Raw genomic sequence first — 26,589 nt, forward strand, 5'->3', positions numbered from 1 at the left:
CGTAGTACACGCAGTGACAAGCGTGGGGGCTCACACTTTCGCCAACCAATGAGCGTACTTGGGATTGCGGCCGTTGACGATGTCAAAGAACGCGCTCTGGATTTTCTCGGTGATGGGGCCGCGCGAGCCGGCGCCGATTTCAATGCGGTCGAGTTCGCGGATGGGCGTGACTTCGGCGGCCGTGCCGGTGAAGAAGGCTTCGTCGGAGATATACACCTCGTCGCGCGTGATGCGTTTTTGCACGAGTTCCAGGCCCAGGTCCTTGCAGATGTGCAGGATGGTGTTGCGCGTGATGCCGTTGAGGGCGCCGGCAGACAGGTCGGGCGTGTAGACCACGCCGCCCTTGATCACAAAAATGTTTTCGCCCGCGCCTTCGCTGACAAAGCCCGACGCGTCGAGCAGCAGCGCTTCATCGTAGCCGTCATCCAGCGCTTCCATGTTGGCGAGGATGGAGTTGGTGTAATTGCTCACCGCCTTGGCCTGCGTCATGGTGATGTTGACGTGGTGGCGGGTATAGCTGGAGGTCTTCACACGGATGCCGCGCTTCATGCCTTCTTCGCCAAGGTAGGCGCCCCAGGGCCAGGCCGCGACCATCAGGTGGATCTGGTTGCCCTTGGGGCTGACGCCGAGTTTTTGCGAGCCGATCCAGGTCAGCGGGCGGATGTAGCAGGACTCCAGCTTGTTCTCGCGCACGACGGCTTTCGTGGCTTCGTTGACTTCGTCCTGGCTAAAGGGAATCTTCATGCGCAGGATCTTGGCGCTGTTGAAGAGGCGCTCGGTGTGCTCTTGCAGCCGGAAGATCGCCGTGCCGCCCTGGGCGTTGTAGGCCCGCACGCCTTCAAACGCGCCGCAGCCGTAATGCAGGGTGTGGCTCAGCACGTGGATCTTGGCGTCGCGCCAGTCGACCATCTGGCCGTCCATCCAGATTTTGCCGTCGCGGTCTGCCATGGAAGGTGCTACTGGGGACATGATGCTGATCCTGTGATGAGTGTCGTGGAATGATTTTTGGCCATCGGCCGCACCCGCCTGCCGGCAACCCCGGGAGGCGGTGCAAAGCCCGAAAGTCCGATTTTACGGTGCGGGCGGCGCTGCGCCCCCGGCCTCAGGCGAATCCGCGGGCACGGGGCGGAAGAGTTCATGGTGCGACAGTTTGCCGCCCACAAAGGTGCAGGTGACATGCGACTCGGAACCGTCTGTCCAGCGGAAGATTTCGGGCTGCTCGTCCTTGGCCGACTGCAGCAGGCCCAGCGCCCGCGTCATCGCCACCACATGCAGCAATGTCATGCCGGGCCGGAGCTTGGCGTTGAGCATGACCGCGCTGTCGACATGACCGATGGGCCGGTTGGCTGCACGCTTCAAGACCTGCATCATGCGGGTGAAATGCAGCAGCACCCACATCACGAGGGCGCTGGCGGCGGCGGCTACACCGGCCCAGCCGTAAAAGCGGTACGCCAGCAAGACCCCGGCGATGCCGGCCACGGGAACAATGATTTTCTGGAAGTTCATGGCCTTATTTTCGCAGCCACCCGGGGCGCCGGCGCTGCGGGGAGTGCGTAGCCGCATGAAAAAACCGCCGAAAGCGGCCTCCAGGCAGCGTGGCGGGCTCTTTTTAAGCCAAAAGTGGCTGCTGCCCAATCAGATATTGCGCCAGCAGCTATGTTTTTAATAGCACTTTGTTAACTGCCGCGTTGTGCCCAACCGGTCGCCAGGGCATACGCCCAGTCGGGGCGCCCGCGCCCAAATGCCGCTTTGGATGCCGTCATATGGTCGTAGGGCACTGCGCGCAAGTCCACCCGCCAGCCCTGGGCCGTTTTTTCCACGACCGCGTAGCGCGCGTGCGGCGCACCGTTTTCCACCACATGCGGGTGAGGATGGTCGTCGTCATAGGCCTGCAGGCCGACGCTGCCGGGATTGACGACCAGCAAATTGCCGCACTGAACCAAGCGCGGCACATGGGTGTGGCCGCAGAGGACCAGCGAATGCGCCCGGGGGCTCTCGTCGCCGAGCCGCAGGAAAACTTCTTCGGCCGTGGCGGGCCGGATACCCGTCGGATGCGCGTCAGGAAAACCGGGCACCGTGGTTTCCATCCAGTAGATCAAATCGCTGCCGGGCGTTCCGTGGCACAGCAGCACGTCACCGCCCGCCAGCTCCAGGCGCGTGGGCAGCGACCTGATCCACGCCACCTGCGCCGACGTCAGCTGGCCCGCGGTGTAGCCGTCGGTACCGAGTGGGTCGAGATGCTGGCCCTGGTCCAGCAATTCCAGCACCTGCCGCTCGTGGTTGCCGCGGATGGTGGTGAAGTTGCGGGCCATCAGCAGGTCGGCGGTTTCCGCGGGTTGCAACGGGCCGCTCAGGATGTCGCCCAGATTCACGGTCTGGTCAACGCCCTGCCCGGCAATGTCCGCCAGCACGGCCTCAAGTGCCAGCAGGTTACCGTGAATGTCGGAGATGACGGCGAGTTTCATGGCCCTGATTGTGCAATGCCTCAGCTCAGGCTGCGCACCACTTCCATGGCCTCTTCCACGCGCTCGACGGCGTGGATGGTGAGGCCTTCAATCGGTTTCTTGGGCGCGTTGGCCTTGGGCACCACGGCTACGCTAAAACCCAGCTTGGCGGCCTCCTTCAGGCGCTCCTGGCCGCGCGGGGCCGGGCGCACTTCTCCGGCCAGCCCGACCTCGCCAAAGGCGATGAAACCCTTGGGCAGCGGCTTGCCGCGCAAGGACGAGGTGATGGCCAGCATCACGGCCAGGTCGGCTGCCGGCTCGCTGATGCGCACGCCGCCCACGGCGTTGACGAACACGTCCCGGTCCATGCAGGCAACGCCGGCGTGGCGGTGCAGCACCGCCAGCAGCATGGCAAGGCGGTCCCGGTCCAGGCCCACCGAGAGGCGCCGCGGGCTGGGCCCGCCGTTGTCGACCAGCGCCTGGATTTCAACCAGCATGGGGCGCGTGCCCTCCAGCGTGACCAGCACGCAGCTGCCGGGCACGGGCTCGCTGTGCTGGCTCAAAAAGATCGCACTCGGGTTGGCCACGCCTTTGAGGCCTTTTTCCGTCATGGCGAACACACCGATTTCGTTGACGGCGCCGAAACGGTTCTTGATGGCGCGCACCAGGCGAAAGCTGGAATGCGTGTCGCCTTCAAAGTACAGCACGGTGTCGACCATGTGCTCGAGCACGCGCGGCCCGGCGAGCGCGCCTTCTTTGGTCACATGGCCCACCAGCACGATGCACACGCCGCTGGACTTGGCGGCGCGCGTCAGGTGCGCCGCGCATTCACGCACCTGCGCCACCGAGCCGGGCGCCGACGTGAGCTGGTCGGAATACACCGTCTGGATGGAGTCGATTACCGCGATGGCGGGCTGCGTGGCCTCCAGCGTGGCGAGGATTTTTTCGAGCTGGATCTCCGCCAGCACCTTGACCTGCGAGCCGTCCAGCCCCAGCCGGCGTGAACGCAGCGCGACCTGCGCGCCGCTCTCCTCGCCGGTCACGTACAAGGTGTTGAGCCCGGCGCGCTGCAATGAATCCAGCGCCTGCAGCAGCAAGGTGGACTTGCCGATGCCAGGGTCACCGCCAATGAGCACCACGCCGCCTTCGACAATGCCGCCGCCCAGCACGCGGTCCAGCTCTTCGTGCCCGGTCGGCGTGCGCTCCATGTCGGTGGCTTCGATGTCGGCCAGGGCGGTGACGTCAGAGGCCTTGGCCAGTGACTGGAACTGGCTGCTGTAGCGGTTCTTGACCGGCGCACTGTTTTCCGCGGCCGACTCGATCAGCGTGTTCCAGGCATTGCAGTGCGGGCATTTGCCCAGCCATTTGGGGCTGGTGCCGCCGCATTCGGTGCAGGTGTAAATCGTTTTGTCTTTAGCCATGCGTGATATTACTGTATAAATAACCAGCCTTTGCGTTTTGGTAATGATGGCGGGTCCTGTTCATCCGTGCAACCCGCCAAGCCCACCAGACTCCGTCATGCCTCACCTGAACATTCAATACACCGCCAACCTGGATAGCCTCACCGACATGAACGCCTTGTGCCACACGCTGGCCGCCACACTGGTGGCCCTGCGTGGAGAAGACGGGGTGGCGCCGCTTTTCCCGGTGGCCGGTACGCGGGTCATGGCCTGGCCGGCACAACACTTTGCGGTGGCGGACGGGCGGCCCGACCGCGCTTTTATCTACCTGAACCTCCTGATCACCCCCGGCCGCAGCGAAGCCATGAAAAAGCGGGCCGGCGACGCCCTGCTGGCCAGCGCCAGTGCACACCTGGATGCAGTGTTCGCGCAGCACGCTGTGGGCATGACATTGCAAATCGACGAGGGCATGCCCTTGTATGAAGGCAAGCGCAACAACCTCGCCGCGCATCTGGATGCCGCCTGATCCTGCACAAAATCGCATCTTGCACAACAATGGCTTTTTCGTGCCCGCCACGGCGCCACGGCAGCCCCCACCGATTCACGAGGACACACCATGAACATTTCGCGCCGCCAGCTCATCCAGTCATCCAGTGCTGCAGCACTGCTCACAGGCATCGGCCAGCGCGCCTGGGCCCAGGCCCTTGAAAGCACCAAGGTCATCGTCGGCTTCGCGCCCGGCGGCACCGCCGATATCGTGTCGCGCCGCGTCGCCGACAAGCTGCACCCCGGATATGCCAAAAGCGCCGTGGTGGAAAACAAGACCGGCGCGGGCGGGCAAATCGCCGTGCAGTTCGTCAAATCCGCCGCGCCCGACGGCGCTACCGTTTTGCTGACGCCCATGTCCATGCTGGGCATCTACCCGCACACCTACAAGAAACTGCCGTACGACCCGGTCGCCGACCTGGCCCCGGTATCTGCCGGCGCGATCTTCGACTACGGCTTCGCCGTCGGCCCCTTGGTGCCGGCCAGCGTCAAAAACGTGCCGGACTTTCTTGCCTGGTGCAAGGCCAACCCAGGCCAGGCCAACTTCGGCTCACCGGCCGCCGGCTCATCGCCGCACTTCATCGGCGCGCTGCTGGGCCGGGCCGGCAACGTGGACTTGCGCCACGTGGCTTTTCGCGGCACCCAGCCAGCCGTGCTGGACATGGTGGGCGGGCAGATTGCCGCCGTGTCGGGCCCTACCGGCGAGTTCACCCAGCATGTCGCATCGGGCAAGTGCCGCCTGCTGTCGACCAGCGGCCCCAAACGTAGTCGTTTCACCCCCAACACGCCGACGCTGCTGGAGCAAGGCTTCAAGGACATGGCGTTCACCGAATGGTTCGGCTTCTTCCTGCCCGCCAAAGCGCCGCAGGATGTGGTGCAGCGCCTGAATGCCGGCATCCGCTCCGCGCTGGCCTCACAGGACGTGATTGACGGCCTGGCCGTGTCTTATCTGGAAGCAGCGCCGACCTCGCCCGCACAGCTGGCCGCCATGCTCAAGGCCGACACCGAGTTATGGGGCCCGCTGGTCAAGGCGGTGGGTTTTACACCTGAAGGTTAGAAGTAGAGCCCCCACGCTTGTCGCTTCGCGTACTGCGCTGCCCCCCGAGGGGGCGCTGCGCCTGCGGCCCGGCAAAGCCGGTTCCGCGGCCCCTGCTGGCCTTCCGCTTTTGGAATTTGGAAATGGAGACATGAAACAATGAAGGTATGTATTTATGGCGCCGGTGCCATTGGCGGCTGGATAGGCCACGGGCTGGCTCACGCAGGTTGCCGCGTCAGCGTGATAGCGCGCGGCGCTACGCTCGATGCCCTGCAGCTGCACGGGCTGCGGCTGAACCAGGGCGGCAAGATCACGTCGCAAGCCGTGGCTTCCAGCGCCTCGCCAACCGACCTCGGCGTGCAGGACCTGGTGGTGCTGGCCGTCAAAGCGCCTTCGCTGCCCGAGGTGGTGCGCCGGATCGCGCCGCTGATTGGCCCTGAAACGATGGTCCTGACCGCCATGAATGGCGTGCCCTGGTGGTTTTTGCAGGGGTTCGGCGGGACGCTTGAAGGCACCCAGTTGACCTCAGTGGACCCCGGCGGCGAGGTGGCGCAGGCCATTCCGGCAAAGCACATCGTCGGCTGCGTGGTGCATGCCAGCTGCTCGCTGGATGAGCCCGGCCAGGTGCACCACCACTTCGGCAACAAGCTCATCATCGGTGAGCCCTCCGGCGAGAAAACCTCCCGGGTGCAGCAACTTGCGGCCTTGCTTGAAAAAGCCGGCTTTGAAGCGCCGGTGTCCGGGCAGATCCAGAAAGACATCTGGTTCAAGCTCTGGGGCAACATGACCGCCAACCCGATCAGCGCGCTAACCGGCGCGACCATGGACCGCGTCCTGGACGATGAACTGGTGACGGGTTTCACCCACAGCGTGATGCTCGAAGCCAAGGAAATCGGGGCGCGCATCGGCATCCCGATCAACCAGACCCCTGCGGAGCGACATGTCATCACACGCAAGCTGGGCGCATTCAGGACATCCATGCTGCAGGACGTGGAAGCCGGCAAACCGGTCGAGTTGGACGCACTGGTGACGGCCGTGCGCGAGCTGGGGCAACTGACGGCCGTGCCCACACCTTATACCGACGCCTTACTCGGGCTGGCCCGGTTGCAGGCACGCGTCAAGGGTCTTTATTGACCCAAAGATTTTCTGGCTTTTTTCTCAACCACTTTTCAGGAGACAGCATGAAACACATCGGCGTTATCGGCGCATCGGGCCTCATGGGACACGGCATTGCACGCAACCTGCAGGCCAAGGGATTCAACGTCAGCCTGACCGTGCACCGCAATACGGAACGCGTGGCCGACCTGCTGGCCGCCGGTGCGAAGCAGGCCACCAGCCCCGCCGAATTGGGCGCGTGCGACGCGGTGATTATTTGCGTGACGGGATCGCCGCAGGTCGAGGAGACCCTGCTCGGGGCCAATGGCGTACTGTCAAAGGCGCGCGCCGGGTTGATCGTGATCGACACCTCCACCAGCGAACCCGAATCCACACGCCGCCTGGCCGCCCTATGCGCCGAGCGCGGTGCGACGCTGGTGGATGCACCACTGGCGCGCACGCCGGTGGAAGCCGAGCTCGGCAAGCTCAACACCATGGTGGGCGCAGAGCAGGCCGTGTTCGACAAAATCCGGCCGGTACTGGCCGCCTATTGCGAAAACATCTTTCACGTAGGCGGCCCCAGCGCCGGGCATGTGATCAAACTGCTCAACAACTTCATCGGCCAGGCAATTTGCACGGCTACCGCCGAGGCCTTTGCCGTGGGCGCACTGGCGGGCATTCAGCCGCAAAAGCTGGTGGAAGTGATTTCGGCCGGCGCGGTGAACTCGGGCCTCTTCCAGGCCATGGCCAAGACGCTGAACGGCGACTTCAACGGCCTGAAGTTTGAGCTGGACAACGCGCGCAAGGACCTGCGCTACTACACCCACCTGGCCGAGATGGTGAATGCTCCTTCTCTCGTGGGCGAGGCCGTGCACCAAAGCCTGGCCACCGCCAGCGCGCTGGGCCAGGGCAAGAAATTTGTCACCGCCCTTGTGACGGCACAGGAAAAACTCACAGGCGCGAAAATCACGCCGCAGTGAGCCGCGGTTCGACGGCGCCTAAAGCGCCTTGGCGTACACCACGAAGCCGGAGTTTTCCGCCACCTGGTCATACAGCCTCATGGCCGTGTTGTTGGTTTTGTGGGTTTGCCAATAAACGCGGGTAGAACCGGCGGCCTGGGCTTTCTCGTACACGGCTTCAATCAGCGCCTTGCCAACGCCCCGGCCGCGCACGGCTTCAGCCGTGAACAGATCCTGCAAATAACAGACCGGCGCAATGCGGGTGGTGCTACGGTGATACAGGTAATGCGTGAGGCCCACGAGTTCGCCGCCAGACTCCGCCACCAGAGCGTGGACAGGCTCATACGCATCAAAAAAGCGCGACCAGGTCATTGCGGTGATGTCGTCAGCCAGCGCCGTCTCACCGGATCGGCCGTAGAACTTGTTGTAGCCCAGCCAAAGGGGCAACCAGGCCTCGAAATCCTGCGGCGCTATGGGACGAACGGTGATGGATGAAGCCACTGGCATGGGCACCTCTTGATGATGGCAGGCAGGGTTGATGCCGGAGAGAGCGGGTATCAGCCGTTGAACGCGACAGGCTGGGTAGTGCCGGCCTTGTCGCGCACGACAACCGTGCCGGCGAGCTTGTCGTGCCAGCCCTGCTTGCGGGCGTCGAAAGCCACCCAGAAAAAACCCAGGCAAAAGGGAATGGTGGACAGCACATAACCGACGTAGCGGATGACGAACTGGCCTGCCGTGGCCTTGAGGCCGGTCCTGGCGTCCACGATGCGGGCAGCAATCGCCATTTTCCCGGGTGTCGCCTGCCGAACGATCCAGAAGCCCACGACCACCACAGCCGGAATAACCCATGAGATCAGGAAATCCGCCGGCCCCTGAACCAGCTTTGTACTGTTCCAGTAAGCGGTGCCGTAGATGACCGTCAGCAGCGGGAAGATCAGCACGCAGAACAACACGGTATCAATCAGCGATGCCCAGACGCGTATCCAGAAGCCGGCATATTCAAGTTCTGATGTTTCCATGGTTCTTTTTTCCTGAACAAGTTTGCAGTCACAGCGGATTCAGTCCGCCACCGCCGGCACACGCTGTGCCACCGCGCACATGAGCTCATAACCGACGGTGCCGCCGGCGTGCGCCACTTCGTCGATCGGCAGCACCGCGCCGCTGGAGGCGCGGCCCCACAGCGTCACCTCGGTGCCGATGCCCGCGCCGGGCACGGGAGTCAGGTCCACCGTGATCATGTCCATGCTGACGCGCCCCACCATGCTGGTGCGCACGCCATTCACCAGCATCGGCGTACCTGTGCTGCAGTGGCGCGGGTAGCCGTCTGCGTAACCGCAGGCCACCACGCCGATGCGCAGCGGGCCGTCGGCCGTGAAACAGGAGCCGTAACCCACGGTATCGCCGGCTTTGAGCTCCTGGATGCCGATGATTTTCGATGACAGCGTGATGGTGGGCTGCAAATCCCAGTCGGCCGCGCTGTGCTCGGGGAAGTCGGGCGCGCTGCCGTAAACCAGGATACCGGGCCGCACCCAGTCGGAGCGCCCGGCCAGCACATCGCCGTGCCGCAAGGTGGCGGCGCTGTTGCTGAGGGTGCGCTCACCCGGCAGGTCGTGTGTGACGGCGTCGAAGGCCTTCAGCGCCGCGGCGATACCTTTCGGGCCGTCTGCATCGGAAAAATGCGTCATCAGCGTAATCTCTTCGACCTGGGGCAATGCATTCAGGCGCGTCCACGCCGCACGGTAGCGTTCGGGTGCAAAGCCCAGCCGGTTCATGCCCGAATTCATCTTGAGGAAGACACGGTGCGGCAGCTGCGTCTTGTGGGCAGCCAGCATGTCGATCTGCTCGTTGCAGTGAATGGTATGCCACAGGCCCAGGCGGGAGCACAACTCGAGATCCCGCGCCTCGAAGCAGCCCTCCAGCAGCAGGATGGGGCCGCGCCAATCAAGCGCGCGCAGGCGCTGCGCTTCAGCCAGGTCCAGCAACGCAAATCCGTCGGCGCTGCGCAGCGCATCAAAAACACGTTCGATGCCGTGACCATAGGCATTGGCCTTGACGACGGCCCAGACCCGCGCATCGGGCGCGGCAGCGCGCGCGCGGGCAAGGTTGTGGGCAAGCGCTGCGGTGTGAATGGTGGCAAGAATGGGACGTGGCATGGCGCAGTAAATTGTTTTCCGGGAGCGTGGCAGGCTGGCGGGCCCGTCGGGACGAAAGGCCTCTGGATGAGGTCTTTTGCATTCTGACACCGCCCCCCATGCTATAAACCGGAATCGTCTGGAGACATTCACCCTTATCTTGCCGCATCAGATCCGCTGATGCATTGATGCAGTGACCACAACAGTTTAATGAAGCGCGGTTTCTACACCATCATGGCGGCCCAGTTTTTCAGCTCGCTGGCTGATAACGCGCTGTTTGTGGCCGCCGTGGAGCTGCTGAAAACCAGCGGCGCGCCCAAATGGCAACCGGCGGCGCTGGTACCCATGTTTGCGCTCTTTTACGTGGTGTTAGCGCCTTTTGTGGGGGCTTTTGCCGATGCCCGCCCCAAAGGCAACGTCATGTTTGTCAGCAATGCCATCAAGGTCATCGGCTGCCTGATGATGCTGTTTGGCTCCCATCCGCTGCTGGCCTATGCCATCGTCGGGCTCGGGGCGGCGGCTTACTCCCCCGCAAAATACGGCATCCTCACCGAACTCCTGCCGGCTTCGCAGCTGGTCAAGGCCAACGGCTGGATTGAAGGCTTGACGATTTCCTCCATCATCCTCGGCGTTTTGCTGGGCGGCCAGCTCGTGGGCCATTCAGTGTCGTCGCTATTGCTTTCGTTTGACTTTCCCATTTTCACTACCGGCATCGACACCGCCCCTGAAGCCGCGATTTCCGTGCTGATCCTGCTCTACATCATCGCGGCCTGGTTCAACACACGCATCCCCGACACCGGCGTGGAGATGCGGCCCATGCCGCGCAACAAGCTCGAGCTACTGCCCGATTTCTGGAACTGCAACTCAGCCTTGTGGCGCGACAAGCTGGGTCAGATTTCCCTGGCGACCACCACCCTGTTTTGGGGCGTGTCGGGTAATTTGCGCTACATCGTGCTGGCCTGGAGCGCGGCCGCCCTGGGCTACAGCACGACGCAGGCCTCGTCCCTGGTCGGTGTGGTCGCCATCGGAACCGCCGTCGGTGCCGTGCTGGCCTCCATGCGCATGCGGCTGGACCAGGCCACCAGCGTGATGCCACTAGGTATTGCCATGGGCCTTCTGGTCATCTTGATGAACTTCATCGGCAATGTCTGGGTGGCCGCACCTTTCCTGATCCTGCTGGGTGGCCTGGGCGGCTTCCTGGTCGTGCCCATGAACGCGCTGCTGCAGCACCGCGGCCACAACCTCATGGGCGCGGGCCGCTCGATCGCCGTGCAGAACTTCAACGAACAGGCCTGCATTTTGAGCCTGGGGGCTTTCTACAGCCTCTCCACCGGCATGGGCCTGTCGGCCTTCGGCGCCATCACAGCCTTTGGCGTAGTGGTGGCAGGCTTCATGTGGGTGATCCAGCGCTGGCACAAGCGCAACACCGTCAAATACAAAGAGCAGGTGGACCACCTGCTGAGCATCGCCCGCAGCGATAAATCGCACTGATGCTGGCCGATGCTCCCGGTGCTCCCGTACGCGGCGGCACGTCAAAAGCCGTTCTCGCGCTCACGCTGAATGCGTTCGTCTGGGGCGTTTCGTGGTGGCCGCTGCGCCAGCTGCAAGGCCATGGCCTGCACCCGCTGTGGACCACGGCGCTGGTTTACGCGGTCGTGGTGACCGGTTTGCTTACGCTGCGCCCCACCGCCTGGCGTGGTTTTGTTGCGCATCCCCAGCTGTGGTTCCTGGCGGCGGCTTCGGGCCTCACCAATGTCGGATTCAACTGGGCTGTGACAGTGGGTGACGTGGTGCGTGTGGTGCTGCTGTTTTATCTGATGCCGGCCTGGTCGGTGCTGGTGGCCTGGGTCATGCTGGGCGAAAAGCCCTCGGCCGCCTCGCTGCTGCGCCTCTTGCTGGCCATGACGGGCGTGCTGATCGTGCTCAAGTCGCCCGACTCGCCGTGGCCCATCCCCCAAGGCGGCGCCGACTGGCTGGCCATCATGGGCGGCTTCAGTTTTGCCGTGACCAACGCCGTGCTGCGCAAGTACAACCACACCCCCAGCGAATCACGCATGCTGGCCATGTTTGGGGGTAGCGGCCTGATGGCGGCCGGCGCCGCGCTGCTCGGCATGTCGCAGCTGCTGGTGCCTGCGCCGGCACTGGCTGCAGCGGGCATTCCGGTAGTGTTGGCGCTCAGCCTGGCCTTCATGGCCAGCAATGCGGGTCTGCAGTATGGCGCGGCGCGGCTGGCTGCAGGCACAACCGCCATCGTGATGCTGACTGAAATCCTGTTTGCCAGCCTGTCGTCGGCCGCGCTGGGCGCGGCCGAACTTACGCCGCGTGTGCTGCTGGGCGGCAGCCTGATCGTGCTGGCCGCGGTGCTGGCGGCCATCGCACCATCGGCGACACCCCAAACCGCGCCCGGCGGTGCAGAATCGCACTGAAATAAGAGCCCCCACGCTTTTCGCTAGCGCGTAATGCGCTGCCCCTTGCACAAGAAGAGGGGGGCTAATTTCCCTTGGGGCGGCCCGGCGGGAAATTGCATCATGTTTCAATGGCAGTTCACACAGGAGACAACCATGAGCGCAGCAAAAACGGTTTACGACTTCCAGGCCAAAGACATCACAGGCAAAGACGTCGCACTCGATGCTTTCAGGGGCAAGGTCATGCTCATCGTCAATACCGCCAGCAAATGCGGCTTCACGCCGCAGTTCGCCGGGCTGGAAGAGCTGTACAAACAATATGCCGGCAAAGGCCTGGCGGTCCTGGGTTTTCCCAGCAACCAGTTTCTCTCGCAAGACCCCGGTAGTGACGACCAGATCGCCGAGTTCTGCCAGGTCAACTACGGCGTGAGTTTCCCCATGATGTCCAAGATCGACGTCAACGGCCCCGCCGCCCACCCGCTGTACCAGTGGCTGTCGGCCGAGGCGCCCGGCCTGCTGGGCATCAAGTCCATCAAATGGAACTTCACCAAGTTCCTGGTCGGCAAGGACGGGAAAGTCATACGGCGTTATGCGCCCAGCGACAAGCCAGCAGACCTGGCCAAGGACATCGAGGCTGCGCTAGCGGCCTGAGCCGCCAGCGCCCCACGTCAAGGGGGTTTGGGGCCGGCTTTGACGGCCCGCAAATAATCCGCCAGCGTACGGCCGGCCTCATGGCCCATGCGCTCGTCCAGCACGTTGATCGCGGCCATGCGGTCCACGCGAAAGTTGCGGAAGTCCTGCCGTGCTTCGCACCAGGCGCCCAGCGTCCAGACGCTGCCCCAGTAAAAACAGCCCAGCGGCCAGAGCACGCGCCGGCTTTCACGCCCGGCCGCATCAAGGTAGCGCACATCCACCTTGCAACGCGCATGCACCGCTTCGCGCAAAAGCTGCAGGCTACGCTGCATGGCCTCATCCGGATTGATCACCACCGCATACAGCGGCACGCCTTCGGCCGCTGTGCGCGCCGCGGGCGGCAGCACCGAAAAAATCTTGCCCCAGGCGGCCTCCGCATCACCCGCCATAGCCGGGTCCAGCCAGGCCTGCGCCAGGCGCACTGACGCGGCCAGCGCATTGGCTTCCTTTTGCGTGAACATCAAGGGCGGCAAATCAAACCCCGCGCCCAGCCGGTAACCGACGCCGGCCTCGCCTTCGATGGGCACACCCTGGTGCTGCAGGTCGGCCACATCGCGGTAAATCGTGCGCTCGGAAACTTCGAGCCGCTTGGCGAGGAACTCCGCCGTGCTCAGGCGGCGGCCGCGAATCAGCTGGACGAGATGGAAAAGGCGGTCGGCGCGGCGCATGGTTTGCAGATGATAGGGGAGCGCCCACCCGGCTATAGTGCAAACCGTGATCACCATGCAACTGCTTCTTCAAATTCTCGCTTGCGTCGCAATCGTGGCAACCCTGGTGATCGCGCCCGTCGCATGGTTCCGCATGGTGCGAGCCCAGACGCAGTCGGTCTATTGGAAGAACATGGCGCTCTTTGTGGCGCCTATGCTGTTGACCTTCCTCCTGGCCAAGGCTGCCGGTCTCATACCGGAAGCCTCAGCACCGCCATCCACGATCCCGACGGCTAAGGATGTCCTGGCAAGCATGCCACCCGGTCAATTGATCCTGCTCTCGTTAATAGCGGTGCTCTGGGTCGGCGGCGGAAATTTACTGCTCTATCTGAACCGCAGGCGGCTCGGGAAGAAGTGGTGGCAGGCCCTGAACCCATTCGATCCTCCGTTCAAGGATTTCAACACCGCTGAGTGGCTGGCGCTGGGAGGCCTTGTGGCCGGCTCACTTACTCTTGGCGCGCTTGCTGTTTCGTATGGTCGCGGGGCCTGGTAACTGATCTTCCATGCATAAGCTCGCTTGCCTGATCGCCGCAATGCTGGCGACCCTGTCCGTCCAAGCCCTTGCCGCCGACAGCCAATGCTTCGGCACGGTCAGCAAGGGCCGCATCGAAGGCAGCGTCAAGCTGCCGACCAGCGGCCCCAACTTCTCGGCTTACAGCGCGATGGCCGCCACGGCAGGCCGCACGCATGTGCATGCCAAGGTCGCGGACGTCATCACCGCGTCCTACGCGGCGCTCCACGCCACCAGCCCATCGACCACCTATGTCTATGGCGAAACGGGCTGGCCTTCTGGCGGGCGTTTCCGGCCGCACCGTACGCATCAGAACGGCCTGTCCGTGGACTTCTTTGTGCCGGTCCGCGACGCGCAGGGAAAATCCGTACCGCTGCCGGCGGGGATCGGCAATCGCTTCAGCTACGACATTGAGTTCAATGCCGACGCCCAGTACGGCGAATACACCATCGACTTCCCCGCGATCGCCGAGCATCTGTACCAACTGGACCTGGCCGCGAAAGCGCGCGGCGCCGGCATTGCCCTGGTCATTCTTGATGCGCCGTTTTTGCCCCGGCTGTTCGCCACGCCGCGCGGCGCTTACCTGAAGCAAAACCTGAACTTCACGAAAGGCAAGCCCTGGGTTCGCCATGACGAGCATTACCACGTGGATTTCGCCATCCAGTGCAAAGCCAACACGGGCTAACGCTTGCGGCCGGCGTAATGCCTTGACTATAGTGCCAACATCGGATCGACCTTACAGCCCCATGAAGCTCACCGTCCGCCCCCTCACGCCCGAGCGCTGGCCCGATCTTGAAGCGCTGTTTTTAGCCAAAGGCTGTTCGGTCGCGCGTGGCTGCTGGTGCATGTATTACCGGCGCAGCGGCGCACGCGAGCCACTGCCCGCGGGCACCACCGCCCCCCAGGCCAATCGCGCCGACCTGAAAAAACTCACTCGCGGCGACACCCCGCCCGGCCTGATCGGCTACCGCGGCAAGGTGCCTGTCGGCTGGGTGTCGCTGGGGCCGCGCGAAGACTATGCCAAGCTCAAACGTTCGCCGGTGATGAAGCCGGTCGATGACAAACCCGTCTGGTCGGTCATCTGTTTTGTCGTGCCATCTGAATATCGCGGCCAGGGTGTCGCGCGGGCACTGCTGCATGGGGCCATCGCCTACGCCAAAAAGCAGGGCGCCACGCTGCTCGAGGCCTATCCCGTGGACAAGCCCGGCCGCTCCCATGACGACGCTATGTGGTTCGGCGCCAAGTCCATGTATGACGATGCCGGCTTCAAGGAAGTCGCGCGCCGCAAGCCGCAGCGGCCTGTCGTGCGGCTCAAGCCTGTCTAAGTCCTGTATGGCCTATAGCTACCTTTTCTTCGAACCCGCAAGGTTGCCGCTGACCCCGGATGAACTCAACGACAGCACAGTGCGCCCGCTGGACGATGCTGTCGCGGTGCGGGCCGCGCTCTCGCGCATGCTTCCCGCTATCGCCTGGGATGATGACGAGCAGACCGGCCGCATGCAGGCCGACGAAGGCTGGATCGAATTTCAGTTGCCGGCCTCGGAGGACACCTTGAGCATGCGCTGCTCGCTGCGGGCCGACTATTCGGCCCTGGTGCAAAGTCTGTGCGACCAGTCAGGCTGGCTGGCATTCGACGAGCAGCCCATGTGTTTTCAGCCCGGCCAGCCGCCCATGTCTGCCTAACGATCAGGCGCTGGACACAACCTCCAATATGGTGGAAAATAATTCCACCATGACAGAATCTTCCTCCGACCTGAACCAGCGCATCGCCGAGCGCGTGCGTGAGCTGCGAGCCACCAAAAGCCTGTCGCTTGACGCACTGGCCGCTAAAAGCGGCGTGAGCCGCTCCATGATTTCGCTGATAGAGCGCGGAGAAAGCAGCCCCACCGCCGTGGTGCTGGAGCGGCTGGCCACCGGCCTGGGCGTGATGCTGGCCTCACTGTTCGACGCACCCGCCGCCCGGGCGCCCGCCAGCCCGGTGGCGCGCCACGCGGAGCAACTGCAGTGGCAGGACCCGGCTTCGGGCTACCTGCGGCGCAACATCTCGCCGCCGGGCGTGCCGCAGCCCATGCAGATCGTCGAAGTGCATTTCCCGCCGGGCGGGCGCGTGGCCTTTGAAACCGGCGCGCGCGATGCGCGTGTGCACCAGCAGGTGTGGGTGCTCGAAGGCGCCATCGACATCACGCTGGGCGACGCGCGCCACGCGCTGCGCGAGGGCGACTGCCTGGCCATGCAGCTGGACCGGCCCACCATGTTCCACAACCCCACGCGAAAGCCCGCGCGCTATGCGGTGGTGATCGCCACCGAACGGGCTTGAACTATGACGAACACGACAACCTGGTCGCCGCGGCGCCTGCCCGCCGTCACTGACGAGCAAATTGCCGGACTCACCGATGTGCTGATCGACTGCGTCGAAGGCGACGCTTCGGTGAGTTTTATGCACCCGCTGTCGCGCGAACGCGCCGCGGGCTTCTGGCGCGGTGTGGCGCGGAGCGTGGCCGCGGGCGAACGCGCGTTGCTGGTCGCCGAGGATGCGCGGGGTATCTGCGGCACGGTGCAGCTGGTGCTGGCCCAGCCCGAGAACCAGCCGCACCGCGCCGACCTGGCCAAGATGCTGGTGCACCGCCGCTGCCGGCGCCAGGGCCTGGGTGAGGCCTTGATGTGCGCCGCAGAAAACATGGCGCGCGACTGCGGCAAGACGTTGCTAGTGCTGGACACCGTGACCGGCGATAACGGCGAACGCCTGTACCAGCGCCTGGGCTGGCAGCGCGTGGGCGTGATTCCCGGCTATGCGCTGCTGCCGCGCGGCGGGCTGGTGGGCACGACGGTGTTTTACCGCGAGCTGGCCTAGTCGTTACCTACAGCTCCGGAAATAGCGCCATGGGGCGCGGAGGCGCAGCGGCGGTACCAGTCGCCTCAAAGCCCAGCGCCACAAGGTCCGCATGCACGGCCCGCGCGACCAGGCGCATGTCGTGCTCGCTGACCTCGAACAGGCCGAAGCGAAACTTGTAGCCCCAGTGCTGGCGGTTTTCCACAAACTCGAACTCGTCCAGCCAGGGCAGTATGGACACCTCCCGCCCGGCCACGTAAGCCACGTCGCGGCGAAAGGGCACAAAGCCGCCACCCATGTCGAAGGCATAGGGCTCACCGGCCTGCACCACGCCTATAGAGACAAAGCGCTGGAATTTGTCTTTGCCGCCCATGGTCAGCGCGGGCGAGTAATAGGCCACGCGGTCCCCCGCCAGCACCTTTTTCAGCGGCCCACATTTGCCGTGGCACACCTGCATGTAGCCAGCCCCCGGCGTCCCGCAGCCGCGCCGCGCATGCTCGGCGCTCGCAACGGCAATCCAGTTCTTGCGGCCCATCACGCTCAAGCCGCGGCGTGCAGGCCGACGCGGTTGCCGTCCAGGTCGGTGATGTGCGCAAAAAAACCCAGACCGGGCGGCAGCGCCTGGCGCGGCAAGGCGACCTTGCCGCCGGCCTTGACGGCGCGCGCCAGTGCGGCATCCAGCGAAGGCGAGGCATCGAGATAAATCAAGGTGCCGCCGGACGCCGGAGCAGGCGCTGTGGGGCCGGCCAGGATCGCACCACCCACGCCCTCCTCCGCTTCATAGGGAAACACCGCGCCTTCGGACGGGCCCATGGGCTCGCGGCGCATCTTGCACTCGAGGACCGCTTCGTAAAAGGCCTGGGCTTTGTCGAGTTGGGTGCTGGGAATTTCAAACCAGGTGACGGCGTTTTTCATGGGAGGCTCCTTGTGTTGAAGACGCCTTGATGGTGCTGACCTGCTACTGACAGCGTGATGTCAGTAGCCTTCCCTTGTCGATCGCGATAATGGCTCGCTATGCCAGATCAACCTGCTAAGAAGCCCTCGTTTGTTTCACGCTACCTTGGCCCCTTGTTACCGTTGAGTTTTGCAGCGGTCGGGGTATGGATACTGATTTCCGGGCGTTACGTCTACCGCCCCGGGCGCTCGGGCGGCATATTAGCGCTGCTTCCACCAGACTCATTCTTTGCAGCCCTGTTTTTCATCTCACTTTCGTGTGTGATTGCCGCTTTCGGTTTTTCGGGGCGCAAGGAGTGGTGGCTTTTTTGGGGTGGGCTCACCGGTTGCGTCGGCGCGTTGCTGATTGAGGGTGCCCGTCAGCTGTTGGGCCTGGCTGTCTACGGCTGAACGGCACAGCCCAAACCGAAAATCGGGGACTCAGGAAGCCTGCGTGGGAGTTAGTGCTGCGTCCAGCACCTCCACCCAGTGCCGCACCGGCGTTGCCGTGCCGCTTTGCAGGTGGGTGATGCAGCCGATGTTGGCCGAGATGATGGCTTCGGGTGCAGCGGCTTGCAGGTTGCCGAGCTTGCGGTCGCGCAGTTGATACGCGATGTCGGGCTGCAGCACGGAGTAGGTGCCTGCCGAACCGCAGCAGAGGTGCGCTTCGCAAGCGGCCAGCTTTACGTCAAAACCCAATGTGCCCATCAGCGTCTCGACCCCGCCGCGCAGCTGCTGGCCGTGCTGCAGCGTGCAGGGCGGATGAAACGCCAGCGTGCCGGTTCGTGCCGTGACCTTGCCCTGCAGCTCACCGACCAGCTCCGGCATGAGCTCGCTGAGGTCGCGCGTGAGTTCGCTGATGCGTACGGCTTTGGCCGCGTAGGCGGGATCGTCCCTGAGGATGTGGCCGTATTCCTTGACGGTGACCCCGCAGCCCGAAGCATTCATGACAATCGCCTCAACACCCGCGCCCTCGCCAGCTTCCACATGCGGCCACCAGGCGTCGATGTTGCGCCGCATTTCTTCCTTGCCGCCCTCCTGGTCGTTCAGGTGGAATTTGACGGCGCCGCAGCATCCGGCTTTTTGCGCCACCACCGTTTGTATGCCGGCGGCGTCAAGCACGCGCACCGTGGCGGCATTGATGTTGGGCATCATGGCGGGCTGCACGCAGCCTTCGAGCATGAGCATCTTGCGGGCGTGCTGGCGCGCGGGCCATGGGCCGGCAGCCTGCCTGGCCGGTACCTTGTTTTTGAGCGATGCGGGCAAGAGGCCGCGGACGGCTTGTCCGGCTTTCATGGCGGGCGCAAAAAGCGGCGACGGAAGGCCTTCCTTGAGAGCCCAGCGCACGGCACGCTCACCGGCCGGGCGCGGCACGCGCTCGTCAACCAGCTTGCGGCCGATATCCACCAGGTGCCCGTATTCCACCCCGCTGGGGCAGGTGCTTTCGCAGTTGCGGCAGGTGAGGCACCGGTCCAGGTGCAGCTGGGTCTTGCGTGTGGGCGCTTCACCCTCCAGCACTTGCTTGATGAGGTAGATGCGGCCGCGCGGGCCGTCAAGCTCGTCGCCCAGTAATTGGTAGGTGGGGCAGGTGGCCGTGCAAAAACCGCAATGCACACATTTGCGCAGGATGGCTTCAGCCTCCAGGCCGTCAGCGGTGTTTTTGAATTCAGGGGCGAGGTGGGTTTGCATGGCGTCAGGACCCTTCTTTCAGGGCCAGAGCGAGGGCCTTGCGCCGGGCAGCGCGCTGGAAATCCGCATACAGCGGCGGCAAGGACAAGGTCAACAGCATGAGGGCCAGGGGCACGACCCAGATGAAACCGACGTATTTGAAGCCGGCCGCACCGACCAGGCCGCCGGCAATGAACATGGCCAGCAAGGTGCCCAAGAGCCGTACCTTGATGCGGTTGGCACGCACACGGGACTCGATGGAGCTGGCGGTACGGTTCCAGTAAAACATCTTGCCGAGCTCGATGCCAAGGTCGGTGATGACGCCGGTCATGTGCGTGGTGCGGATCTGGGAGGACGAGATTTTGCTGACCAGCGCGTTTTGCAGGCCCATGGTGAAGGCCAGCACCAGCACGGTCAGGGGCACGGCGAACGGCGTCTGCCGGTTCAGCGTTGCGCCAAGCAGGCCGAAGACCAGCAAAAGAACGGACTCGAGCAACAGCGGCAGGGCGAACTCACTGCGAAGGTGCCGGTGGCGCGCCCAATTGACCAGCACGGCCGTCACTGCCGCACCCAGGGTGAAGGCCAGCAAGGCGCCCACCGCACCCAGCACCAGTGTCAGGTTCCCAAGGATGAGGTTGTCGGCCACGATCGAGACAAACCCCGTCATGTGCGAGGTGTACATGCTGACCAGCAGGAAGCCCCCGGCGTTGACAGCCCCGGCATTGAACGCAAGCACGCCGCCGAGCAGGCGGTTGATGGTGGGCGTGCGGTGCTGCCCGGTGAGATGGCGCAGGCGGCGCATGAATTACCAGCCCGCCGCCATGCGGCCGCGGTTAAGGATTCCGGCGGGATCGAACTCGCGCTTGAGGTCCCGGTGGATCCGGTCCAATGGCGGCTTTAATGCATCAAATCGGGCTGTAGAACCTGCTGGTATTGCGCCGGCAGCTATAAAAAGAGTAGCATGCCCGCCAGCCTGTGCAGCGGCCGCACGCAATGCCTGTGCTTGCCCCGCGCCTGCCCGTACCCATCGCTGGGCGCCATGCCATTCCACCAGCGGCGAGTCGGGCAAATCCGGAACATGGGCCGTTTGCGGCAAGGACAGCCGCCACAAGTCCTGGTCGACCTGGCGTGCCCGGAACCACGGGTGCTGCTGGTTGCGACAGTCCTGCCAATAGCCGGCAGCTTCGGCGCTGCCTTGTTTCTCGCCGCCCAGCACCTTGCAGGCGGCTTCGACGGCGGCGACAGCGCCGCGCAATCGCAGACAGAGCGTACCGATGCCGGCCTCTTCAGACCAGCAGCTCGCATTGAGCGGCAAGGGCCGGCCGCCCCAGGCATTCAGCCAGTCAAGCGCCTGCGCCTGGCTGCATTCAAAGCGCAGGGTGGCCTCGGCAGGCGCTACCGGCAGCACCTTGAGGCTCACTTCAGTGAGCACGCCCAAGGTACCCAGGGCACCCACCATGAGCCGGGAGACGTCATAACCCGCCACATTTTTCATGACCTGCCCGCCGAACGTGAGCAGTTCGCCACGCCCGTTGATGAGCTTGAGGCCCAACATGTAATCACGCACCGCGCCCACGCTGGCGCGTGCTGGCCCGCTCAGGCCGCTGGCAACCATGCCGCCCACGGTGGCTTTTGCCCCTGAACCGTCAAAACGGGGCGGCTCGAAGGGCAGGCACTGGCCCTGGGCCGCCAGCAAGGCCTCGAGTTCGGCCAGCGGCGTGCCGGCGCGCGCAGTCACGACCAGTTCACTCGGTTCGTAGCTGATGACACCCGCGTATGGCGTCATGTCGAGGATGTCACCTTCCAGGGATTGGCCGTAAAAGTCCTTGGTGCCGCCACCCCGAATACGCAGCGGCGTGCCGGCGGCAGCGGCAGTGCGTATCCGCCCGGTCAGGGACTCCATCACATCATCGGTATCTGAAGGCATGGCTGGGATGGTACGTGGGTATCGCGCCTGGGGAGTTGATCTTTTTGCATGCCGCCTGTTCGGTTTTTTCAGAGGGCGAAGCTCAGTCCTCGAAAAAGTTCACCGGCAAGCCGGGCACATCCACCCGCATCGAAAACACGCAACCGGACTCGGGATAAGCCTGCAGTTCGGCCGCCGGGCGGTTGTAGCGTGCCGTGGTGACGTAAAGCGTTTGCAGGTCGTCACCGCCAAAACACGGCATGGTCGGGCACTGCGCGGGCACGGGAATTTCGGCCAGCAACTCTCCTGCCGGTGACAGCTTGAGAAGGCGTGCACCTTCAAACATGGCCACCCAGTAGTTGCCCTGGATGTCCACCGCTGCGCCGTCGGGCCGCCCGCCATAACCGGGCATGCCGAACTGCCAGCCGGCAGGCTTGCCGGGCCATTGGTGGAACACGCGGCGGTTCGCCATGGCGTTGCTGTCGGCATCCCAGTCCCAGGCATGTGTGGTGTGCGTGGGGGTATCCGTCCAGTACACGGTTGCGGCGTCCGGCGACCAGGCCAGGCCATTGGCAATGATGGCGCCGCCTGCCTTGCGCTCCACCGCAGGCACAAGGCTGTTGCGGCAGTCGATGGAAAAAAGCTCGGCCACGGACTTGTCCCGTGGTTCATACATCGTGCCGGCCCAGAAGCGGCCTCGCGGATCGGCCTTGCCGTCGTTGAACCGCGTCGTGTTGGTGTCATGGCCGGCCCGCATGAGCTGCTGGAGCTCGGCGCCCCACTCGCGGGCGCGGTAAATGCCGTCGCGCAATGCGATCACCAGGCCACTGCCTTGCCCCTGTGTACGGGCCGGCGCAATGCTGCCGGGCTCCGACGGCATGGCCCAGCTTTGCACCGTCCCCATAAAGACGTTGCAACGGTGAATCTGCCGGCCTGGAATGTCAACCCAATACAGCATTTGCTCGTCGGGATGCCAGAACGGCGATTCACCCAGTTCACTGGGTTGTGCAACAACGGTTTGCCATGTCATGCGGCGTTCCTTGAAAGGCTGAAAAGTGGACAGGGACCCAAGGTTAGCACCGGCAGGGCCGCCGCCGGAAACGGCCCCCGCAGCCGAATCCCGGCGATCGTGCAACGCCCACGAGGCACGCGTCAAAAAAAACAGCCCACCGGCTTGCGCCAGCGGGCTGAACATCCAAAGGAGATACTCAATCAGGGGGCTGCCCTGGGGCAGCCCGAATTCGTCTGACTATGAATTAACGGTTGTAGGCGGTCTCACCGTGCGAGGTGATGTCCAGGCCTTCGCGTTCGTCTTCTTCGCTGACGCGCAGGCCAATCGTGAGGTCAACCACCTTGTAGGCGATGAAGGAAACCACACCGGACCAGACGATGGTGATCAGCACGGCCTTGGCCTGGATCCAGACCTGGCCGGCGATGGTGTAAGCGTCAGGCGTCACGGCCGTGGCGGTCACCCAGTCACCCACGAAGCTTGGGCCACCCAGGGCTGGCGAGTTGAAGACGCCGGTGAGCAGCGCGCCCAGAATACCGCCCACGCCATGCACGCCGAACACGTCGAGCGAGTCGTCAGCGCCCAGCAGTTTCTTCAGGCCGTTCACACCCCAGAGGCAGGCGAAGCCGGCGATCAGGCCGATGATGAGGCCGCCGCCGATGCCGACGTTGCCGGCTGCGGGCGTGATGGCCACCAGGCCGGCGACAGCGCCGGACGCTGCACCCAGCATCGAGGCCTTGCCGCGCATCAGCGCTTCACCGACGCACCATGCCAGCACAGCGGCAGCGGTAGCACCCAGCGTGTTGATGAAGGCCAGGGCGGCGAAACCGTTGGCTTCCAGGGCGGAGCCGGCGTTGAAGCCGAACCAGCCCACCCACAGCAATGCGGCGCCAACCATGGTCAACGTGAGGCTGTGAGGGGCCATGGCTTCCTTGCCGTAGCCGATACGCTTGCCTATGCAGAAGGCGCCTACCAGGCCGGCGACAGCGGCGTTGATGTGCACCACGGTACCGCCTGCAAAATCCAGGGCGCCCATTTGCCAGATATAACCGCCCTTGGCGCTCATGGCGTCGGCGACTTCCTTGCCGGTGTAGGCGTCAGGGCCCATCCAGAACCAGACCATGTGGGCAATAGGTGCATAGCTGAAGGTGAACCAGATCGCCATGAACAGCAGCACTGCGGAGAACTTGATGCGTTCGGCAAAGGCGCCAACGATCAGCGCGCAGGTGATGCCGGCAAAAGTGGCCTGGAAGGCTGCGAACACGATCTCGGGGATCACGACACCCTTGCTGAAGGTGGCGCCATTGGCAAAGGTGCCCGCGACGTTGTCCCAGATGCCCTTCATGAAGAGCCGGTCGAAGCCGCCGAAGAAGGCGTTGCCTTCGGTGAAAGCCAGGCTGTAGCCATAGATAAACCACAGCACGACGATCATCGAGAACGTCACCATGACCTGCATCAGGACGGACAGCATGTTCTTGCTGCGGACCAGACCGCCGTAGAACAGGGCCAGGCCAGGCACGGTCATCATGATGACCAGCAGCGTGGAAACCATCATCCAGGCGGTGTCGCCTTTGTTGGGAACGGGCGCAGCGGCAGCCGGTGCAGAGGCTGCAGCTGCAGCGGCGGGTGCTGTCGCTGCGGCAGGCGCGGCGGCGGAAGCAGCAGCTTCAGCCGGCTTGGCTTCTGCAGCGGAAGCGGCGGGTGCAGCTGCCGGGGCCTGCGCCATCACGGCGCCGGTCGTCAGCAGGCTCAGTCCCAGTACAAGGGAGGCAAGTAGTTTTTTCATGTCTATGTTCTCTTCGTTTTTTGGGGTAAGCCTTACAGCGCTTCCTTGCCGGTTTCACCGGTACGGATGCGCACGACCTGCTCGAGGTTGTAAACAAAAACCTTGCCGTCGCCGATCTTGCCGGTGCGGGCGGCGCCCTCAACCGCTTCAATCACGCGATCCACCAGATCGTCGGAGACTGCTGCTTCGATCTTGACCTTGGGCAGAAAATCGACGACATACTCTGCACCGCGGTACAGCTCGGTATGGCCTTTCTGGCGGCCGAAGCCTTTGACTTCAGTCACAGTAATGCCTTGCACGCCAATGCCGGAAAGCGCTTCACGCACTTCGTCCAGCTTGAACGGTTTAATGATGGCCGTTACGAGTTTCATTTTCAGGGTTCCTCCAGGGATGAATAGGGAAGCAGCATCGTCAAGCACCACCTCAGCCGGATTAAGGCTTTTGTACGAGTCATTGCTGATGGAGTCTCCGTAGAAGCTCCAAAGGTTGGCAACTTGCGTGGACTTCTTAGCAGGTAACGTGCCAAAGACGCTTTGCATGGATGACCGGCCCGCCCCTGAACTTCGAGCGAACCTCCGCGAATCGCGCCGGATACGATGCACCAATAAAGGGCAATCAAGCGCACAATTTTGGAGCATTAAGCTAAAAAGGCATCACCAAGCCTGTCTTTAGTGCACGGCGGTCTTCTGCAACGTTCGTTTCTGGGACGGCCAGCACCAGGAGATCGGCGGCAAGAATGCCACGGCGGATCCTGGTACTGACACAACCAGGCAAGTGCACGGGACGAAAGTGAGTGCCACTATCGGATGCAGCGGGGCACACCTTTCTGGTGAACCAGCGGGTGGCTTCTCTCGCTAGGCGATACTCGTCTTAGGTGAAGGTATGGTGCACCTGCAACCCGGGATGGCCTCGGGTTCAGTTGTGATGCCGCCTCTGAGGGAGGAAGTTTCGAATGAGCTTGTCTTTAGTGCATAGCCGCGCCTTGTTGGGCCTGGAAGCAAGGCCCGTGCAGGTGGAGGTGCATCTTGCCAACGGTTTGCCCAGCTTTACGCTGGTCGGGCTTGCGGAAACGGAAGTCAAGGAAGCGCGTGAACGCGTGCGCTCGGCCATCCAGAACGCCGGACTGGAATTTCCCGCCAATAAACGCATTACGGTCAATCTGGCACCCGCTGATCTTCCCAAGGATTCCGGCCGTTTCGATCTGCCCATCGCGCTCGGAATCCTGGCGGCCAGCGGCCAGATCGACGCCCGCAAACTGGAAGGCTATGAGTTCGCCGGCGAGTTGTCGCTGGGCGGCGACTTGCGTCCCATTCGGGGAGCGCTTGCCATGAGCCTCGCCCTGGCGCGCCCGGCACGGCTTGCCGCCGAGAAATTGCCGAAGCTGGTTCTGCCAGAGGCCAGTGCCCAGGAAGCAGCGTTGGTCCCCGGCGCCGAAATCTTTCAGGCGCACCATTTGCTCGATGTGGTGAGGCAATTTTTGCCGGGCGACACCCCGACTGAAGCAGGGGAAGGCTGGTCTCGCGTCAAGCCGATCGTGCCTTCGGGGCAGTCCCCATATCCTGATCTGGCCGACGTCAAAGGCCAGGCGGCGGCCCGGCGCGCCCTGGAAATTGCCGCGACCGGCGGGCACAGCGTACTGATGATGGGCGCCCCAGGCTCCGGAAAATCCATGCTGGCACAGCGCTTTGCAGGCCTGCTGCCGGCCATGACCACCGAAGAAGCACTGGAAAGCGCAGCGGTGGCGTCATTGGGCGGCCGGTTCACGCTGGACAAATGGGCGATACGCCCCACCTGCGCGCCGCACCACACGGCCAGCGCCGTTGCGCTTGTCGGTGGTGGTTCCCCGCCGCGGCCTGGTGAAATTTCCCTGGCGCACCGCGGCATCCTGTTTCTGGATGAACTCCCGGAGTTTCCGCGGGCAGCCCTGGAAGCCCTGCGTGAACCGCTGGAGTCCGGCACCATCACCATTTCGCGAGCCGCCCAGCGCGCCGAGTTCCCGGCGCGCTTTCAGCTGGTCGCAGCGATGAACCCTTGCCCCTGCGGTTACCTCGGCTCGAGCTTGCGGGCTTGCCGTTGTTCGCCCGAACAGGTGTCGCGTTACCAGGGCAAGCTCAGCGGCCCGCTGCTGGACCGCATCGACCTGCATGTTGAGGTGGGTGCGCTTGCAGCCGATGAACTGGTCAACGCGCCGCCGGGCGAAGCCACTGCCGTTATCAGGGCCCGGGTTGCCACGGCACGTGATCGTGCTATTGCCCGGCAGGGCACCACCAACCAGGCGCTGGAAGGCCAGGCCATTGATGCGCAATGCCAGCTCGATGACGCAGCCGCGAAATTCCTGAACACCGCAGCAGCGCGGTTGGGGTGGTCAGGCCGCAGCATCCATCGCTGCCTGAAAGTGGCCAGGACAATTGCCGACCTCGCAGGCGCACAGGCCGTCCAGGTCGTCCACGTCGCGGAAGCCGTGCAGTACCGTCGGGCGCTCAAGGCAGCCCATTGACCAGGGCCGCCGAGCCGCGCAAAAGCCCGACT

Annotated in this window: 31 protein-coding genes; 15 read left to right on the forward strand and 16 right to left on the reverse strand. The window is 63.8% G+C overall.

Translation table 11 applies throughout. The features are described 5' to 3' along the window. Positions 1–30 precede the first annotated feature (30 nt). From AC1DWQ_RS14490 to radA, 4 genes are all read right to left on the reverse strand, one after another. A complete protein-coding gene (locus AC1DWQ_RS14490; protein ID WP_477670269.1) occupies positions 31–969 on the reverse strand; it encodes a branched-chain amino acid transaminase in 939 nt (312 codons plus the stop codon). 102 nt (positions 970–1,071) lie between these two features. After that, entirely contained in the window at positions 1,072–1,506 is a 435-nt protein-coding gene (locus AC1DWQ_RS14495) for a glycerate kinase (RefSeq protein WP_477670270.1), read from the reverse strand. A gap of 170 nt (positions 1,507–1,676) precedes the next feature. Continuing rightward, entirely contained in the window at positions 1,677–2,465 is a 789-nt protein-coding gene (locus AC1DWQ_RS14500) for a metallophosphoesterase family protein (RefSeq protein ID WP_477670271.1), read from the reverse strand. 20 nt (positions 2,466–2,485) lie between these two features. Continuing rightward, positions 2,486–3,865 carry a DNA repair protein RadA gene (radA, locus tag AC1DWQ_RS14505; RefSeq protein WP_477670272.1) on the reverse strand — a complete coding sequence of 460 codons (1,380 nt, stop codon included), beginning with the start codon at positions 3,863–3,865 and terminating at the stop codon, positions 2,486–2,488. Between the two features lie 97 nt (positions 3,866–3,962). Here radA and AC1DWQ_RS14510 point away from each other — a divergent pair, with 97 nt between their 5' ends. The 4 genes from AC1DWQ_RS14510 to AC1DWQ_RS14525 all read left to right on the forward strand — a co-directional run bounded on the left by AC1DWQ_RS14510 (position 3,963) and on the right by AC1DWQ_RS14525 (position 7,501). Continuing rightward, positions 3,963–4,370, forward strand: a complete 408-nt coding sequence (locus AC1DWQ_RS14510; protein WP_477670273.1) for a 5-carboxymethyl-2-hydroxymuconate isomerase — start codon at positions 3,963–3,965, stop codon at positions 4,368–4,370. Positions 4,371–4,460: 90 nt separating this feature from the next. Further along, positions 4,461–5,447: a Bug family tripartite tricarboxylate transporter substrate binding protein gene (locus AC1DWQ_RS14515; protein WP_477670274.1), complete on the forward strand. Its 987-nt coding sequence runs from the start codon at positions 4,461–4,463 to the stop codon at positions 5,445–5,447. A gap of 138 nt (positions 5,448–5,585) precedes the next feature. After that, complete coding sequence (locus AC1DWQ_RS14520) at positions 5,586–6,560, forward strand: 2-dehydropantoate 2-reductase (protein ID WP_477670275.1); 975 nt, start codon at positions 5,586–5,588, stop codon at positions 6,558–6,560. A gap of 47 nt (positions 6,561–6,607) precedes the next feature. Beyond that, positions 6,608–7,501, forward strand: coding sequence for an NAD(P)-dependent oxidoreductase (locus AC1DWQ_RS14525; protein WP_477670276.1), 894 nt, complete (start codon positions 6,608–6,610; stop codon positions 7,499–7,501). Between the two features lie 18 nt (positions 7,502–7,519). Here AC1DWQ_RS14525 and AC1DWQ_RS14530 read toward each other — a convergent pair whose 3' ends face one another. The 3 genes from AC1DWQ_RS14530 to alr are packed head-to-tail and all read right to left on the reverse strand — an operon-like array spanning position 7,520 to position 9,633. Continuing rightward, positions 7,520–7,987: an N-acetyltransferase family protein gene (locus AC1DWQ_RS14530; RefSeq protein WP_477670277.1), complete on the reverse strand. Its 468-nt coding sequence runs from the start codon at positions 7,985–7,987 to the stop codon at positions 7,520–7,522. Between the two features lie 50 nt (positions 7,988–8,037). After that, a complete protein-coding gene (locus AC1DWQ_RS14535) occupies positions 8,038–8,499 on the reverse strand; it encodes an RDD family protein (RefSeq protein WP_477670278.1) in 462 nt (153 codons plus the stop codon). Between the two features lie 39 nt (positions 8,500–8,538). Beyond that, positions 8,539–9,633 (reverse strand): alanine racemase, encoded by a 1,095-nt coding sequence (gene alr / locus AC1DWQ_RS14540; RefSeq protein WP_477670279.1) that lies wholly within the window; start codon positions 9,631–9,633, stop codon positions 8,539–8,541. Positions 9,634–9,822: 189 nt separating this feature from the next. Between alr and lplT the strand changes: the two genes are divergently transcribed. From lplT to AC1DWQ_RS14555, 3 genes are all read left to right on the forward strand, one after another. Continuing rightward, positions 9,823–11,103, forward strand: coding sequence for a lysophospholipid transporter LplT (lplT, locus tag AC1DWQ_RS14545; protein WP_477651481.1), 1,281 nt, complete (start codon positions 9,823–9,825; stop codon positions 11,101–11,103). Continuing rightward, positions 11,103–12,038 (forward strand): DMT family transporter, encoded by a 936-nt coding sequence (locus AC1DWQ_RS14550; protein WP_477670280.1) that lies wholly within the window; start codon positions 11,103–11,105, stop codon positions 12,036–12,038. Before lplT ends, AC1DWQ_RS14550 begins: the two co-directional genes overlap by 1 nt. A 135-nt stretch (positions 12,039–12,173) precedes the next feature. Further along, positions 12,174–12,668 (forward strand): glutathione peroxidase, encoded by a 495-nt coding sequence (locus tag AC1DWQ_RS14555; protein WP_477670281.1) that lies wholly within the window; start codon positions 12,174–12,176, stop codon positions 12,666–12,668. 17 nt (positions 12,669–12,685) lie between these two features. Here the strand turns inward: AC1DWQ_RS14555 and AC1DWQ_RS14560 are convergent, their stop codons facing one another. Continuing rightward, positions 12,686–13,378 carry a helix-turn-helix transcriptional regulator gene (locus AC1DWQ_RS14560; protein WP_477670282.1) on the reverse strand — a complete coding sequence of 231 codons (693 nt, stop codon included), beginning with the start codon at positions 13,376–13,378 and terminating at the stop codon, positions 12,686–12,688. Between the two features lie 46 nt (positions 13,379–13,424). Between AC1DWQ_RS14560 and AC1DWQ_RS14565 the strand changes: the two genes are divergently transcribed. The 6 genes from AC1DWQ_RS14565 to AC1DWQ_RS14590 all read left to right on the forward strand — a co-directional run bounded on the left by AC1DWQ_RS14565 (position 13,425) and on the right by AC1DWQ_RS14590 (position 16,779). Beyond that, positions 13,425–13,910 (forward strand): hypothetical protein, encoded by a 486-nt coding sequence (locus AC1DWQ_RS14565; protein WP_477670283.1) that lies wholly within the window; start codon positions 13,425–13,427, stop codon positions 13,908–13,910. Between the two features lie 10 nt (positions 13,911–13,920). Then, complete coding sequence (locus AC1DWQ_RS14570) at positions 13,921–14,613, forward strand: penicillin-insensitive murein endopeptidase (RefSeq protein WP_477670284.1); 693 nt, start codon at positions 13,921–13,923, stop codon at positions 14,611–14,613. A 61-nt stretch (positions 14,614–14,674) separates the two neighbouring features. Beyond that, positions 14,675–15,253, forward strand: a complete 579-nt coding sequence (locus AC1DWQ_RS14575) for a GNAT family N-acetyltransferase (protein ID WP_477670285.1) — start codon at positions 14,675–14,677, stop codon at positions 15,251–15,253. 7 nt (positions 15,254–15,260) lie between these two features. Beyond that, positions 15,261–15,611, forward strand: coding sequence for a hypothetical protein (locus tag AC1DWQ_RS14580; RefSeq protein ID WP_477670286.1), 351 nt, complete (start codon positions 15,261–15,263; stop codon positions 15,609–15,611). A gap of 49 nt (positions 15,612–15,660) precedes the next feature. Next, the gene (locus AC1DWQ_RS14585) at positions 15,661–16,245 is read left to right on the forward strand and encodes a helix-turn-helix domain-containing protein (protein WP_477670287.1); all 585 of its coding nucleotides are present in this window, start codon (positions 15,661–15,663) and stop codon (positions 16,243–16,245) included. A 3-nt stretch (positions 16,246–16,248) separates the two neighbouring features. Then, positions 16,249–16,779 carry an N-acetyltransferase family protein gene (locus AC1DWQ_RS14590; protein WP_477670288.1) on the forward strand — a complete coding sequence of 177 codons (531 nt, stop codon included), beginning with the start codon at positions 16,249–16,251 and terminating at the stop codon, positions 16,777–16,779. A 7-nt stretch (positions 16,780–16,786) separates the two neighbouring features. Here AC1DWQ_RS14590 and AC1DWQ_RS14595 read toward each other — a convergent pair whose 3' ends face one another. Together AC1DWQ_RS14595 and AC1DWQ_RS14600 are read right to left on the reverse strand one after the other, a co-directional pair. After that, positions 16,787–17,293 carry an EVE domain-containing protein gene (locus AC1DWQ_RS14595; protein ID WP_477670289.1) on the reverse strand — a complete coding sequence of 169 codons (507 nt, stop codon included), beginning with the start codon at positions 17,291–17,293 and terminating at the stop codon, positions 16,787–16,789. A 5-nt stretch (positions 17,294–17,298) separates the two neighbouring features. After that, positions 17,299–17,673, reverse strand: a complete 375-nt coding sequence (locus tag AC1DWQ_RS14600) for a VOC family protein (protein WP_477670290.1) — start codon at positions 17,671–17,673, stop codon at positions 17,299–17,301. A 99-nt stretch (positions 17,674–17,772) separates the two neighbouring features. On the opposite strand from AC1DWQ_RS14600, the gene AC1DWQ_RS14605 reads away from it, so the two are divergent. Continuing rightward, the gene (locus tag AC1DWQ_RS14605) at positions 17,773–18,102 is read left to right on the forward strand and encodes a hypothetical protein (RefSeq protein ID WP_477670291.1); all 330 of its coding nucleotides are present in this window, start codon (positions 17,773–17,775) and stop codon (positions 18,100–18,102) included. A 30-nt stretch (positions 18,103–18,132) separates the two neighbouring features. Here the strand turns inward: AC1DWQ_RS14605 and glcF are convergent, their stop codons facing one another. From glcF to glnK, 6 genes are all read right to left on the reverse strand, one after another. Next, a complete protein-coding gene (glcF, locus tag AC1DWQ_RS14610; RefSeq protein ID WP_477670292.1) occupies positions 18,133–19,380 on the reverse strand; it encodes a glycolate oxidase subunit GlcF in 1,248 nt (415 codons plus the stop codon). A gap of 4 nt (positions 19,381–19,384) precedes the next feature. Further along, on the reverse strand, positions 19,385–20,161 hold the full coding sequence (locus AC1DWQ_RS14615; protein WP_477670293.1) for a YoaK family protein: 777 nt from the start codon (positions 20,159–20,161) through the stop codon (positions 19,385–19,387). 3 nt (positions 20,162–20,164) lie between these two features. Next, positions 20,165–21,286, reverse strand: a complete 1,122-nt coding sequence (gene glcE, locus AC1DWQ_RS14620; protein ID WP_477670294.1) for a glycolate oxidase subunit GlcE — start codon at positions 21,284–21,286, stop codon at positions 20,165–20,167. Between the two features lie 82 nt (positions 21,287–21,368). After that, positions 21,369–22,295: an SMP-30/gluconolactonase/LRE family protein gene (locus tag AC1DWQ_RS14625; RefSeq protein WP_477670295.1), complete on the reverse strand. Its 927-nt coding sequence runs from the start codon at positions 22,293–22,295 to the stop codon at positions 21,369–21,371. A 226-nt stretch (positions 22,296–22,521) separates the two neighbouring features. Further along, positions 22,522–24,060, reverse strand: coding sequence for an ammonium transporter (locus AC1DWQ_RS14630; RefSeq protein WP_477670296.1), 1,539 nt, complete (start codon positions 24,058–24,060; stop codon positions 22,522–22,524). Between the two features lie 32 nt (positions 24,061–24,092). Continuing rightward, on the reverse strand, positions 24,093–24,431 hold the full coding sequence (glnK, locus tag AC1DWQ_RS14635) for a P-II family nitrogen regulator (protein WP_007873831.1): 339 nt from the start codon (positions 24,429–24,431) through the stop codon (positions 24,093–24,095). A gap of 581 nt (positions 24,432–25,012) precedes the next feature. On the opposite strand from glnK, the gene AC1DWQ_RS14640 reads away from it, so the two are divergent. Beyond that, positions 25,013–26,557, forward strand: a complete 1,545-nt coding sequence (locus AC1DWQ_RS14640; RefSeq protein WP_477670297.1) for a YifB family Mg chelatase-like AAA ATPase — start codon at positions 25,013–25,015, stop codon at positions 26,555–26,557. The last annotated feature ends 32 nt before the right edge of the window (positions 26,558–26,589 follow it).

It is taken from the genome of Polaromonas sp. P2_G11 (assembly GCF_056403595.1).

Bases quoted from the DNA above. Each gene is read 5' to 3' on its own strand.
- AC1DWQ_RS14510 (WP_477670273.1), top strand. From the start codon at position 3,963: ATGCCTCACCTGAACATTCAATACACCGCCAACCTGGATAGCCTCACC.
- lplT (WP_477651481.1), top strand. From the start codon at position 9,823: ATGAAGCGCGGTTTCTACACCATCATGGCGGCCCAGTTTTTCAGCTCG.
- AC1DWQ_RS14555 (WP_477670281.1), top strand. From the start codon at position 12,174: ATGAGCGCAGCAAAAACGGTTTACGACTTCCAGGCCAAAGACATCACA.
- AC1DWQ_RS14630 (WP_477670296.1), bottom strand. From the start codon at position 24,060: ATGAAAAAACTACTTGCCTCCCTTGTACTGGGACTGAGCCTGCTGACG.
- AC1DWQ_RS14640 (WP_477670297.1), top strand. From the start codon at position 25,013: ATGAGCTTGTCTTTAGTGCATAGCCGCGCCTTGTTGGGCCTGGAAGCA.
- AC1DWQ_RS14575 (WP_477670285.1), top strand. From the start codon at position 14,675: ATGAAGCTCACCGTCCGCCCCCTCACGCCCGAGCGCTGGCCCGATCTT.
- AC1DWQ_RS14530 (WP_477670277.1), bottom strand. From the start codon at position 7,987: ATGCCAGTGGCTTCATCCATCACCGTTCGTCCCATAGCGCCGCAGGAT.
- AC1DWQ_RS14570 (WP_477670284.1), top strand. From the start codon at position 13,921: ATGCATAAGCTCGCTTGCCTGATCGCCGCAATGCTGGCGACCCTGTCC.
- AC1DWQ_RS14580 (WP_477670286.1), top strand. From the start codon at position 15,261: ATGGCCTATAGCTACCTTTTCTTCGAACCCGCAAGGTTGCCGCTGACC.
- AC1DWQ_RS14490 (WP_477670269.1), bottom strand. From the start codon at position 969: ATGTCCCCAGTAGCACCTTCCATGGCAGACCGCGACGGCAAAATCTGG.
- alr (WP_477670279.1), bottom strand. From the start codon at position 9,633: ATGCCACGTCCCATTCTTGCCACCATTCACACCGCAGCGCTTGCCCAC.
- AC1DWQ_RS14535 (WP_477670278.1), bottom strand. From the start codon at position 8,499: ATGGAAACATCAGAACTTGAATATGCCGGCTTCTGGATACGCGTCTGG.
- AC1DWQ_RS14500 (WP_477670271.1), bottom strand. From the start codon at position 2,465: ATGAAACTCGCCGTCATCTCCGACATTCACGGTAACCTGCTGGCACTT.
- AC1DWQ_RS14560 (WP_477670282.1), bottom strand. From the start codon at position 13,378: ATGCGCCGCGCCGACCGCCTTTTCCATCTCGTCCAGCTGATTCGCGGC.
- AC1DWQ_RS14520 (WP_477670275.1), top strand. From the start codon at position 5,586: ATGAAGGTATGTATTTATGGCGCCGGTGCCATTGGCGGCTGGATAGGC.
- glcE (WP_477670294.1), bottom strand. From the start codon at position 21,286: ATGCCTTCAGATACCGATGATGTGATGGAGTCCCTGACCGGGCGGATA.
- AC1DWQ_RS14625 (WP_477670295.1), bottom strand. From the start codon at position 22,295: ATGACATGGCAAACCGTTGTTGCACAACCCAGTGAACTGGGTGAATCG.
- AC1DWQ_RS14600 (WP_477670290.1), bottom strand. From the start codon at position 17,673: ATGAAAAACGCCGTCACCTGGTTTGAAATTCCCAGCACCCAACTCGAC.
- glnK (WP_007873831.1), bottom strand. From the start codon at position 24,431: ATGAAACTCGTAACGGCCATCATTAAACCGTTCAAGCTGGACGAAGTG.
- AC1DWQ_RS14515 (WP_477670274.1), top strand. From the start codon at position 4,461: ATGAACATTTCGCGCCGCCAGCTCATCCAGTCATCCAGTGCTGCAGCA.
- AC1DWQ_RS14585 (WP_477670287.1), top strand. From the start codon at position 15,661: ATGACAGAATCTTCCTCCGACCTGAACCAGCGCATCGCCGAGCGCGTG.
- AC1DWQ_RS14595 (WP_477670289.1), bottom strand. From the start codon at position 17,293: ATGGGCCGCAAGAACTGGATTGCCGTTGCGAGCGCCGAGCATGCGCGG.
- radA (WP_477670272.1), bottom strand. From the start codon at position 3,865: ATGGCTAAAGACAAAACGATTTACACCTGCACCGAATGCGGCGGCACC.
- AC1DWQ_RS14590 (WP_477670288.1), top strand. From the start codon at position 16,249: ATGACGAACACGACAACCTGGTCGCCGCGGCGCCTGCCCGCCGTCACT.
- AC1DWQ_RS14615 (WP_477670293.1), bottom strand. From the start codon at position 20,161: ATGCGCCGCCTGCGCCATCTCACCGGGCAGCACCGCACGCCCACCATC.
- AC1DWQ_RS14605 (WP_477670291.1), top strand. From the start codon at position 17,773: ATGCCAGATCAACCTGCTAAGAAGCCCTCGTTTGTTTCACGCTACCTT.
- glcF (WP_477670292.1), bottom strand. From the start codon at position 19,380: ATGCAAACCCACCTCGCCCCTGAATTCAAAAACACCGCTGACGGCCTG.
- AC1DWQ_RS14550 (WP_477670280.1), top strand. From the start codon at position 11,103: ATGCTGGCCGATGCTCCCGGTGCTCCCGTACGCGGCGGCACGTCAAAA.
- AC1DWQ_RS14525 (WP_477670276.1), top strand. From the start codon at position 6,608: ATGAAACACATCGGCGTTATCGGCGCATCGGGCCTCATGGGACACGGC.
- AC1DWQ_RS14495 (WP_477670270.1), bottom strand. From the start codon at position 1,506: ATGAACTTCCAGAAAATCATTGTTCCCGTGGCCGGCATCGCCGGGGTC.